This is a genomic window from Pyxidicoccus fallax, assembly GCF_012933655.1.
Classification (GTDB): domain Bacteria; phylum Myxococcota; class Myxococcia; order Myxococcales; family Myxococcaceae; genus Myxococcus; species Myxococcus fallax.
This window is the reverse complement of the sequence record NZ_JABBJJ010000386.1, coordinates 1-11,144: the sequence shown is the minus strand read 5'-3', so window position 1 is coordinate 11,144 and position 11,144 is coordinate 1. Positions and strand designations below refer to the sequence as shown.

Here is an 11,144-nt window from a genome sequence, read left to right as displayed (position 1 = left end):
TATAAGAGGGATGGGGCGCGTGGGCGCCGGCATCGGGCTGGGCATGGTGCTGGGGCCCGTCATCGGCAGCCAGCTCCACGTCCTGGGCGAGTGGGCGCCTCCGCTCGCGGCGGCGGTGTTCGCGTTCGCCGCGCTGCTGGGCGTCTTCTTCCTCTTCCCGGAGACCCACCCGCGCCACGCGCAGCACGCCACGCCCACGCCGGAGCGGCCACGGGTGTCGCTGGCCCAGGCGCTGGCCCAGCCGGGCATCGCTCCGGTGCTCGCGCTCTTCTTCCTGACGTTCATCGGGGTGACGAACACGCAGGTGTCGCTGGGGCTGCTGGCGCAGGAGCGCTTCGGCTGGGGCGAGCGCGAGGTGGGGCGCCTGTTCGCGCTGTACGGGTTTCTGTCCTTCGTGGTGCAGGCCTTCGCCCTCGACTGGCTGTCGCGCGTGGCGAGGAGCCTCACGCTGGTGGTGCTGGGCACCGTGCTCGTGGGCGCGGGCCTGGCGTGCATCGCCCTGGGCGGCCACCCCACGTGGCTGGTGGTGGCCATGGTGCTGGTGGGCACGGGAATGGGCCTGTTGCTGCCGGTGCTGTCCAGCCTCGCCTCCGCGCTCGCGGGGCCGGAGCTGCAGGGCGGGGTGCTCGGCATCGCGCAGTCCGCGGGCGGACTGGCGCGCGTGGTGGGCCCGGTGTGGAGCGGCTTCCTCTACTCGCGCTTCCACCCCGGCGCGCCCTTCCTCAGCGGCGTCGTCGCCACCGGAGTCTCCCTCCTCGTGGTCCTCTCCTTGCTGAAGCGCCCCTCCGCGAGGACGTGACCCGGGTACTCCGCCACACCCGGCCCGTCATGTCGCACAACGCTCGAAGCCGTCTGTATTTCAGTCCTCACGCAAAGCTTCACGCGTGCTCGTGGAAACCTTCAATGCCCTGGCATCCGTGCGGGCGGTGTCTGTTTTCTCCTTCCTGAGCGTCCACAAGGTCCTGTTTCCGGGCGTTAATAGAAGCATCACCCCTGGGGGCAGGAGCAGGCATGAGCAACTCTCGAAGCAGGGTGGTCCTCATCACCGGCGCGTCCTCTGGAATCGGGCAGGCCTGCGCGGAGCTGCTGGGCGCGAAGGGGCATGTCGTCTACGGCACCAGCCGCCGGCCCTCGCCCGATGGCGAGCACTACAAGATGCTGGAGATGGACGTCACGCGTGACGACTCCGTCCAGCGCGCGGTGGAGGCGGTGCTGGCGCGCGAGGGCCGCATCGACGTGGTGGTGAACAACGCCGGCTTCGTGATGGCGGGCGCCGTGGAGGACGTCTCCATCGAGGAGGCGCGGCAGCAGCTGGACACCAACTTCTTCGGCGTGCTGCGCGTGTGCAAGGCGGTGCTGCCGTCCATGCGCGCGTGCCGGTCGGGCCTCATCATCAACATCAGCTCCATGGGCGGCGCGGCCGGGCTGCCCTTCCAGGGGCTCTACAGCGCCAGCAAGTTCGCGCTGGAGGGGCTCACGGAGAGCCTGCGCCAGGAGGTGGCGCCCTTCGGCATCGAGGCCACGCTGGTGCAGCCCGGCGACGTGCGCACGCGCGTGCGGGAGAACCGGGTGAGGGCGCGCGAGTCCGGCCCCGGCTCCGCGTACCGGGAGCTCTTCACGAAGGTGCTGAAGACGGTGGAGGCCGAGGAGGGCGAGGGCATCGCGCCCCAGGCCGTGGCGCGGAAGGTCCTGTCGCTCACGGAGAAGCGGCGCGTCCGGGTGCGTTACACCGTGGGCCACCTGTCCCAACGCGTCGCGCTGATGGCCAAGACACTGCTGCCGTCGCGCACCTTCGAGCAACTGGTGATGTCCATCTACGGATTGTCTCGGCGTTGACCCTGGCGCCCGGACTTCCTCCAGCAAGAAAACAAAGTCTTCCAATTCAGGCTTTCCCCGTGCTAACGGAGTTTCATGCTTGCGCGCCCGGCCAGGCTGCTGGCGGCGACGCGAGCGCACGGGGAGGAACGAATGGCCTGGAAGCTCGGCAGTGCGGCGGCAAGCCGCTGGAAGCTGGCGGTCGCCGTCGGAAGCCTGTTGTTGGGTCTCGAGGCAGCCGCGGCGGCGCCCACCGGTCAGACCATCTGGCTGAGGGCGTGTTCGACGCAGCAGTACGTGTCGGCGGACCAGAACCTGGGGGCCACCGCGCCGCTGGTGGCCAACCGCGCGACGGTGCAGGGCTGGGAGCAGTACCAGGTGGTGGACGCGGGAGGCGGCACGATTGCCCTGCGCGCCAGTGAGTCGGGCCTGTATGTGTCGGCCGACACCAACCTGGGCGGGCAGCTCGTCGCCAACCGGACTTCGGTGCAGGACTGGGAGAAGTTCGAGTGGGTGGAGCTGGGCAACGGCTCCATCGCGCTGAAGGCGCGCAGCAACGGCCTGTTCGTGTCCTCGGACCTGAACCGGGGCGCCACCGCGCCGCTGTACGCCAGCCGCGCGGCGGTGGGCGGGTGCTGGGAGTCGTTCACCTGGGGCGCCGTGGCCGGCGGTGGCGGCTGGGTGGAAATCTGGAGGGACGACTTCGACGGCAACGCCATCAACGCGTCCAACTGGTTCGCCAACACCGGCGTGCACGTGAACAACGAGCAGCAGCAGTACACGAACTCGCCCAACAACATCCAGGTGAGCAACGGCACGCTGAAGCTCATCGCGCGGCACGAGTGGAACAACGGCTACCCGTTCACCTCGGGGCGGCTGGAGAGCGCGGGCAAGCGGGAGTTCAGCCACGGCCGCATCGAGGCGCGCATCAAGCTGCCGGTGGGCCCGGGCCTGTGGCCGGCGTTCTGGCTGCTCGGCAACAACATCAGCCAGGTGGGCTGGCCCGCCTGCGGTGAGCTCGACATCCTGGAGAACGTCGGCTACGCGAACTGGACGTCCGGCGCGCTGCATGGCCCGGGCTATTCGGGCAACACGCCCTTCTTTGGCCAGTTCTACCCGAGCAGCCCCGTCAGCGACTGGCACGTGTACCGCACCGAGTTCTCCAGCTCGGACATCAAGTGGTACGTCGACGGCGTACTGGTGAAGACGGTGACGCGCACCGAGGTGCAGCGGTACGGCGCCTGGGCGTTCGACAAGCCCTTCTTCATCATCCTGAACCTGGCGGTCGGCGGCACCCTGCCGCACGGCCACAACGGGGCCACGTCGCCGTACTACGGCGTGCCGCAGTCCACCGTGGACCTCATCCGCCAGACGCCGCAGCAGATGGAAGTCGACTGGGTGCGCGTCTACCAGTGGCGCTGAAGCCGCTTTCCGAGTGCCGAATCGAAAGGAGTGCCCCATGTCTCGCAATGACTGTCATTGGAAGATGCTGGTCTCCCAGGTCGCGTGCCTCGTCACCCTGATGGCCTGTGGTGGAGCGCCGGACGCGCAGACCGCCGAGGAGCTCCTCGGAGAAGCGGAAGGCGGCGCGCTGGCGACGCGGGTGGTTGGCTACTTCCCCACGTGGGCCGGTGACGTCAACGCCATCCAGTATGACAAGCTGACGCACATCAACTACGCCTTCGCGCTGCCCACCGCTCAGGGCGGCATCACCGGCGTGAGCAGCGGCGACGCCCGGCTGCGCTCACTGGTGCAGGCGGCGCATGCCCGGGGCGTGAAGGTGCTCATCGCCGTGGGCGGGTGGAACGATGGCAACGACAGCGCCTTCGAGCAGATGGCCGCCAACGCCGGCGCGCGCACCACCTTCGTCAACAACATGGTGGCCTTCGTCAACGCCGCGGGGCTGGACGGCGTGGACCTGGACTGGGAGTACCCGGAGCCCGGTGCGTCCGCGCAGAACTTCGCGGCGCTGGCGCGCGAGCTGGGCGCGGCCATGCGCAGCCGGGGCAAGCTGCTCACCGCCGCCGTCGTCGCCAACGGCTACTACGGTGACGGCATCCCCACGTCGTCGTTCGCCGACCTGGATTTCCTCAACATCATGGCCTACGACGGTGGGCATCCCCACTCGACGTATGACTACGCAGTCCAGTCGCTGAACTACTGGGTGGGCCGCGGGCTGCCCCGCTCGAAGGCGGTGCTGGGCGTGCCGTTCTACGGCCGCTCGCCTTCGTCCTACGTGGCGTACTCGCAGCTCGTCGCTTGGGATGCGCAGGCGCCGTACAAGGACAACGTCGGCGACGTCTATTACAACGGCATCGCCACCATCCAGGCGAAGGCGCGGCTGGGGCTCCAGCAGGGTGGCGGCGTGATGATCTGGGAGCTGACGCAGGACACGCAGGGCGCCACGTCGCTGCTCAACGCCATCGCCCAGGTGTTGCAGACGTCGGGCGGTGGCACCGCGTACCGGCTCGTCAACAAGCTGACCGGCAAGTGCGTGGACATCGACGGCCCGAGCGGCGCGGACGGCGCGGTCATCCACCAGTGGGCGTGCCACACCGGCACCAGCCAGCAGTGGGTGATGGAGCCGACGGACAGCGGCTACGTGCGCTTCGTGTCGCGCTACAGCGGCAAGGTGCTCGACGTCTCCGAGGTGAGCACGGCGGACGGCGCGCGGCTGCATCAGTGGGGCTGGGTGGGTGGCGCCAACCAGCAGTTCCGGGCGGTGTCGCTGGGCAACGGCTTCCACCGCATCGAGGCACGTCACAGCGGCAAGGTGCTGGACGTGGCCAACTGTTGGAGTAGCGGTGACGGCACCGCTGTCCAACAGTGGGTCTGGTCGAACAACGACTGCCAGCAGTTCCGGCTGGAGGCGTTGTAGCCCTTCGGGCTCAGGCCGCGAGCGTGGACTCGTCCACGCCGGCCTCGGCCATCAGCGCGGCGAGGGCGGCCTTGAGCTTGTCCTTGGCGCGGATCTCGAGCTGGCGGGCACGCTCACGCGAGAAGCCGAAGTGCTCGCCCAGCTCGCTGAGGGTCATCTCGGCGTCGCCCATCACCCGCTGCTCGATGATGAAGCGCTCGCGCGGGTCCAGCCGGCGCAGCGCGCGCTGCACGAGCTCGCGGGTGAGGTCGGCCTGCTGCTTGTCGGCGACCTCGTCCACCGCGGAGGCGGACTCGGACTCCACGAAGTCCAGGTGGGTGGCGTCACCGTCCTCGCCCATGGGCGCGTCCAGCGACAGGTCGCGGCCGCCCATGCGCTGCTCCATCTCGCGCACCTCGGAGGCCTTCACGTTCAGCTTGCGGGCAATCTCCTCGGCGTTGACGATGGCGCCCTCGCCGGCGCCCATCTTCTCCAGCTCGCGGCGCGTGCGGGCCAGGCTGAAGAACAGCCGGCGCTGCGCCTGCGTGGTGCCGAGCTTCACCAGGCTCCAGTTCTTGAGGATGCAGTTCTGGATGTACGCGCGGATCCACCACACCGCGTAGGAGATGAGGCGGATGCCCTTGTCCGGGTCGAACTTCTGCACCGCCTTCATCAGGCCGATGTTCGCCTCCTGGATGAGGTCGGACATCTTCAGGCCGTAGGAGCGGTACTCGTACGCCACCTTCACCACGAAGCGCAGGTTGGCCGTGACGAGGTGGTGGCCGGCGGCCAGGTCGCCCGCGCGGAAGCGCCGCGACAGCTCCTGCTCCTGCTGCTGGGTGAGCAGCGGGTACTGGTTGATCTCCGAGAGGTAGGTGGAGAGGGAGTCGGGGGACGAGAAGGAGTTGGAAGCCTGCATGGTGTCTCTCGGGGATTGGAGAATCGGTTGGGGGACCGCTTCACTTCGAACGGGACCGGCCTATTGCGATGCACGTGCCAGCGCCGATCAGCGACGATTTCCTGTAGTTTCGAGGGTTTGCATCAAAGCCTGAGGGTGCTTAAGGGCAGTACCCGGTAGCTTTTACAGGGGGCATTTCCGAAGACTCTTCCGACCGTCTCGTAATGGACGGAGCAACTGGAGGCGCGGGTGTGAGCAGGTGCGTGCAGGCGATCAGGCCCTCGAACGTCGGGCGTTCTGCTCCTTACCCGCTGTGTCATCGCCACCTTCGGGGCATGGTGGACCTGTTCCAGCTCTTCGCCGTTTCGGCCGTGGTGATGGGGGCGTCGCAGACCATCGCCCGGGAGCGCATCTTCGCCCCGCTGCGGGATCGGCTCGGGGGCAAGGACACCTGGTTCGGGTACCTGGTCTCCTGTCCCTACTGCGTGTCGCACTACGTGGCCTTCGCGGTGGTGCCGCTGACGGGCACGTACGCCATCGACGTGGTGGTGGGGGGCTGGCCCGGGCGCGTGCTGAGCTGGTTCCTCTCCTCGCTGCTGGTGGCCGTCATCGCCGCGTTCTTCCGCGTGCTGTTCTGGTTCGTGGACGAGACGCAGGGCCTGGTGCGGCGGCGTCAGAAGACGGAGGAGGAGGAGACGGCGACCAAGCGCCTCATGCGCAAGCGGGTGGAGCAGAAGGTCGCTCCGGCGGAGCGGAGCGAGCCACAGCCGCCCGCGGCCCACTGAGCGAGTGAAGGCACGGGGAGGAAGCGAGCATGGCTTCGGAATGGGCGGAAGAGGCGGAGCGTCAGGCGAAGGCCATCACCCGGGACCTCGTCGAGGTGGGCCGGGTGAAGGGCGTACGGGTGACGTACCAGAAGCAGGAGGCGCGCTTCGCGCTCCGGGCGGGCACCGTCACGGCCTACTTCTCCGCGCATGACTACGAGCGCGGGCCGAACCGCGACATGGACTGGCTCCAGCTGCGCATCGATGTCCTCACGCGCGTGCGGCAGGGCATGCAGGAACAGGAAGACGCGGGCGACGCGCCCATTCCCTCGCCCACGTGAGGCGGGCGGGGCAGGCCTTTCGTTTCAACACCACTCACTGGAGAAAACATGGCAACCACGATGGCACGTGTGGCGATTGTGACAGGAGCGGACTCGGGCATCGGCAAGGCGTCGGCCGTGGCGCTCGCGGAGGCGGGCTACGACGTGGGCCTGACGTGGCACGAGGACCAGAAGGGCGTGGAGGACACGGCCGCCCAGGTGCGCTCGCGCGGTCGCCGCGCCGAGGTGCGCCGGCTGGATTTGAACGCGCTGCCCGAGGCGGGGGCCGTCATCGACGAATTGGCGGACGCGCTGGGCGGGGTGGACGTCTTCGTCAACAACGCGGGCACGGGGGAGAGCAGCGGCTTCCTGGACCTGGATTGGGAGAAGTGGCGCCACACGCTGCGCGTGGACCTGGATGGCGCGTTCGTCTGCTGCCAGCGTGCAGCGCGGCGGATGGTGAAGCAGGGCCGGGGCGGGCGCATCATCACGATTACGTCCGTGCACGAGCACGTACCGCTGATGGGCTCCGCCGCGTACTGCGCCGCCAAGGGCGGGCTGGGGCTGCTCACCAAGGTGATGGCCGCCGAGCTGGGGCAGCACCGCATTACCGTGAATGCGATTGCCCCGGGCGAGATTGCCACGCCGATGACGGACCAGGACAACGTGGACCCGCACACCGTCAAGCGCCCGGGCTATCCGCTGGGACGGCCCGGTGACGCGCGCGAGGTGGCGGGCCTCGTCGTCTTCCTCACCACGCCGGCCGCCGCCTTCATCACCGGCTCGTCCATGGTCATCGACGGCGGCCTGGAGTTGATGGCCGCCATCGGTGCCCACGAGCTGAAGAACAACGAGTGGCGGAAGACGTAGCCGGAAGCTACTTCGCCTGAGCGCGCACCTGGGCGAGCGTGGCCTGGAGCATGCGTTGCCGATTCGCGACCCCCGGCGCGTCCGGGGTGCGCTCCAGCTCCTTCAGCGCCTCCGTCAGCACCTGCTCCGCCTTCGCGGGCTCGCCCCGCGCGACGAGGATGCGGGCATGGGTGGCGAGCACGGGGAACCGGCCGGCGCCCGACACCCGCGCGAGGGCGCGCTGGCTCGCCTCCAGCGCGCGGTCGAGCTGGCCCGAAGCCTGGTACAGCTGGGCGAGACGCGCGGGCGGGGTGTAGTCCCAGGGCAGGGCGCGCTCGCTCTGCTCCAGCGCGGGGATGACCCGGTCGGGCGCATCGAGGATGAAGGCCGCGTAGACGCGGTGGTTGTCGAGCGCGGAGCGCTCCTCGGCGCTCCGGGCGTTCCTCGCGTGCTCGTCGAGGAAGGCGAGCCACTCCTCCGCGCGCGCCTTCGTCCCCGCCTCGTCGTCCGTGGCCATGCGGAGCTCGATGGAGGCCTCGTAGAGGGAGGAGCGCAGGGGCGCGACCAGGGCGTCCGCCGGAGCCTTGAGGTCGCGGAGGGATTCCTCTTCCAGCTTCGCGCGCATGGAGACGGCCTCCTCCGTCTTCAGGTCCAGCGCGCAGCCGATGCCCACGTACAGGAGCTTCGCGCGGTCATCCACGCGCGACAGGAGGGGCAGTTCCTGGACCGTCAGCCGCGCGCACTCCTCCGAGGCGCCCGCCGTGGTGAGCGATTTGAGCAGGGACACGGCGGTGACGGCCCGGAGCGGGGCGTCCTGGGGCAGCCGCGCGAGGGTCTGCTGATAGGCCATTGCCGCGGCCGGGTGGTCACCCGCGAGAGCGAGTGAGTCCGCGCGGGCGAGGACCTCCGCCAGCTCCCGCGGGTCCTGCTGGTAGGTGCGCCGCGACTGCTCGAGGAATCCGAGGAGCTGGGGCACGGACATGGCGCCGAGGGAGCGCGCCACGACGCGCTCCTGCTCCGGGTCGACCACGAGCATCGTGGGCCAGGTGTCGATGGGGAAGCGCCGGAGGAAGTCCTCGTTGCCGGGCTTGTCCGTGTCGATGGCCAGCCAGACGAAGTGCTCCGCCTGGGGCCGGAGCGCCGGGTCGGGCAGCACCGTCGCGCGCATGGCGCGGCACGACTGGCACCAGGGCGCCCAGGCCTCCACGAACAGCGGCAGGCGCTTCTCTCGCGCCTCCCGGAGCGCGGCCGCGTAGTCGTCCTCCACGAAGGGGAGCCCGGACTCCGCCGTGGTGGGACGGTGGGCGGCGGTGGTGCTCGCGCCGCAGCCCCAGAGGGCCAGCAGGAGCCAGGCTACGTGTCGCAATCGCATGTCAACTCCGGAGCGGGGTCGGAAGCCGGCGTCACGGACACCTTGCGGCGGGAAAGGTTCCACTCGCCGCTGCGTGGAGCATCCAGGCAGACGTTTTCTGCACTTTTAGGACAGGCCTGGAAACTTTGACATCACCGTGCGGAGCGGGAGCTACTGCGCACCTGCGGGCTGGGACGCTCCTTCCTTCACGTGCGTCCGCTCGCGGAGAACGTGCACATGAAACCGGGTCATTTCTTCAAGCCGGCGCTCGCGGGCGCGGCGCTGATGGTGGCGAGCGCCTGCGGTCCGACGGATGGGGCCGGCGACGCTCCGGCGACCGAGGTCGGCGTGTCGGCGCAGGGCATCGGCGCGACGCGCCCCAACTACGCGGCGCCGCGCTCGCCCGTCATGCTGGGCGTCCACTCGCCGGACATCGCCCGGAATCTCGGAGCGCTGACGGCGATGTTCCCCGGCCGCAAGGGGTGGCTCGTCAAGGAGACCTACAGCACCGACGTGAACTGGATTGGCGGCATGCTGAACGACATGGCCATCGCGGCGGGGCAGGGGTTCACCCCGGTGCTGCGCGTGGACTACGCGCGCGGTAGCGGCAACGTGAATCCCCAGGGAGACACGGTCGCCGGCGCCACCATTCCGTGGGAGGGCGGGACGAGCCGTACCGGTTCCTGGGGACGGTGCTACCTCTCGCCGGACCCCAGCGCCCGCGCGGCGACTGACATCACCACGCCCTTGGGCACCCACAAGGAGTGCTACCTCGACTACCTCCGCCGGGTGCTCACCGCGCCGAACAACCACGCGGTGCACACGTGGATCATCGGCAACGAGATGAACATGAAGGGCGAGGCCCTGGGCTTCCCCGGCGGCCAGATTCCGTACCACGTCTACGGTGACGTCTACCGGGCCGCTCGGCAGCTCATCCAGAGCATCGACGGGCACCGGAATGACGCCGTCTACGTGGGCGGTGTGTCGCCCAACGCCACGGACTTCACGCCGGACGTGTACATCTCCGGCAAGGACTACCTGACGGGGCTGCTCTACAACCTGCACCCGGTGGAGGTGGACGGCATCACCATCCATGCGTACGCGGGGCAGGTGAATGACTTGAACGCGGGCCTGCGGACCTTCCGCTTCGGCACCACGGCGGCGGGACTGGGCTACCAGAACACGCTGCAATGGATTGACGCGCTGGGCTTCTCACAGGTGCCGGTGCTCCTGTCCGAGTGGGCGGCCAACGTCGAGGGTGCGTCCACGGAGAACCACGTGGCGAGCTTCGTGGCCTCGGCGCTCAGTGACATGAACGCGTGGAATGGCGGGCCGTCGAACCACGACCTCCTCGGAGCCGTCTGGTACACGTGGGACGATGGTGCGTGGCCGCAGCAGTCACTGTCGCGCTATCCGGCCATTCGGCAGACGTTCGCGAACAACTCCAACACGTACAACGCGGGCAACCCGGACACGGGCTGGGGCGCGTGCTGGCGGCAGAGCACCTCGCCGTCCCGCACGTTCGCGGAGACGGGAAAGACGGTGCGCGGCCTGTTCCTGAGCACCTATGACTCGCGGGGCGGGCTGGGCGTGTTCGGCTTCCCCATCGCCGAGGAGGACTGCGGCGTGGACACGCGCACCGGGCGCATCCTGTGGCAGCAGTGGTTCCAGCGGCACCGGCTGGAGTACCACCCCGAGCTGCCCGCGGGCTCACAGGTGGCGCTGGGGGCGATTGGCAGCCAGCTGGCGCGTACGAAGGGCATCAACCCGGATGACTGGAGTCCGGGACAGACGCAGCCGGCGACGAACTGCACGCTCATCGGGCCGTTCGCCAATGGGGGCAAGTGGGTGTGCGGAGCGTTCCGCGACTACTTCAATGCCAAGGGGCTGGGGCTGCTGGGGTATCCCATCTCGAAGGAGCTGGACTTCCAGACGAAGGATGGCCGGTGGATTCGCGCGCAGTGGTTCGAGCGCGCGCGGCTCGAGTACAACGGCGCGGTGACGCCGATTCCAATCCAGGGCGGCCTGCTGGGGTGCGAGGCCTCGGGCATCATCGGGCCGGGGTGCTGAGGGGCTGCGTGCCTTGGGGCGGGAGGCGGTGGCCTCCCGCTCCTACTTCGCGGCGGATGGGTACAGCGGGTGGAGGAGTCCCGCCCCGCCAAGCAATTCGTGAACGCGGGCGGCGAGTGCGACGTGCTCCGGGTTGGAGGCTGTGAAGCGCTCGGGAGTGAGGATGATGAGGGTGCCCTTGTCTTCCACAGGCTCGATGCGCACGGGGGCGGGAAGGGGG

General features: G+C 69.2%; 11 protein-coding genes. 8 read left to right on the top strand and 3 right to left on the bottom strand.

Annotated elements, in window-relative coordinates:
• The 4 genes from HG543_RS45825 to HG543_RS45810 form a co-directional block, all read left to right on the top strand.
• A partial coding sequence (locus HG543_RS45825; protein WP_169351286.1) for an MFS transporter occupies positions 1–799 on the top strand: 799 nt, incomplete at its 5' end.
• Positions 800–1,011: 212 nt separating this feature from the next.
• Positions 1,012–1,836, top strand: a complete 825-nt coding sequence (locus HG543_RS45820; protein ID WP_169351285.1) for an SDR family oxidoreductase — start codon at positions 1,012–1,014, stop codon at positions 1,834–1,836.
• 132 nt (positions 1,837–1,968) lie between these two features.
• Entirely contained in the window at positions 1,969–3,237 is a 1,269-nt protein-coding gene (locus HG543_RS45815) for a family 16 glycosylhydrolase (RefSeq protein WP_169351284.1), read from the top strand.
• 37 nt (positions 3,238–3,274) lie between these two features.
• Positions 3,275–4,693, top strand: coding sequence for an RICIN domain-containing protein (locus tag HG543_RS45810; RefSeq protein ID WP_171818385.1), 1,419 nt, complete (start codon positions 3,275–3,277; stop codon positions 4,691–4,693).
• Between the two features lie 10 nt (positions 4,694–4,703).
• Here HG543_RS45810 and HG543_RS45805 read toward each other — a convergent pair whose 3' ends face one another.
• On the bottom strand, positions 4,704–5,591 hold the full coding sequence (locus tag HG543_RS45805) for an RNA polymerase factor sigma-32 (protein WP_169351283.1): 888 nt from the start codon (positions 5,589–5,591) through the stop codon (positions 4,704–4,706).
• Between the two features lie 314 nt (positions 5,592–5,905).
• Here HG543_RS45805 and HG543_RS45800 point away from each other — a divergent pair, with 314 nt between their 5' ends.
• Genes HG543_RS45800 through HG543_RS45790 form a run of 3 tightly spaced genes read left to right on the top strand, consistent with a single transcriptional unit; the run spans position 5,906 to position 7,524 of the window.
• Positions 5,906–6,355, top strand: a complete 450-nt coding sequence (locus HG543_RS45800; protein ID WP_169351282.1) for a hypothetical protein — start codon at positions 5,906–5,908, stop codon at positions 6,353–6,355.
• A gap of 29 nt (positions 6,356–6,384) precedes the next feature.
• Entirely contained in the window at positions 6,385–6,675 is a 291-nt protein-coding gene (locus tag HG543_RS45795; protein WP_169351281.1) for a hypothetical protein, read from the top strand.
• Positions 6,676–6,723: 48 nt separating this feature from the next.
• A complete protein-coding gene (locus HG543_RS45790) occupies positions 6,724–7,524 on the top strand; it encodes an SDR family oxidoreductase (RefSeq protein WP_169351280.1) in 801 nt (266 codons plus the stop codon).
• A gap of 7 nt (positions 7,525–7,531) precedes the next feature.
• On the opposite strand, the gene HG543_RS45785 is transcribed toward HG543_RS45790, so the two are convergent.
• Positions 7,532–8,875: a thioredoxin family protein gene (locus tag HG543_RS45785; RefSeq protein WP_169351279.1), complete on the bottom strand. Its 1,344-nt coding sequence runs from the start codon at positions 8,873–8,875 to the stop codon at positions 7,532–7,534.
• A gap of 216 nt (positions 8,876–9,091) precedes the next feature.
• Here HG543_RS45785 and HG543_RS45780 point away from each other — a divergent pair, with 216 nt between their 5' ends.
• The gene (locus HG543_RS45780; RefSeq protein ID WP_169351278.1) at positions 9,092–10,924 is read left to right on the top strand and encodes a hypothetical protein; all 1,833 of its coding nucleotides are present in this window, start codon (positions 9,092–9,094) and stop codon (positions 10,922–10,924) included.
• A 42-nt stretch (positions 10,925–10,966) separates the two neighbouring features.
• Here the strand turns inward: HG543_RS45780 and HG543_RS45775 are convergent.
• Positions 10,967–11,144 (bottom strand): Imm52 family immunity protein (locus HG543_RS45775; RefSeq protein ID WP_211194612.1); only part of this gene is annotated, 178 nt, incomplete at its 5' end.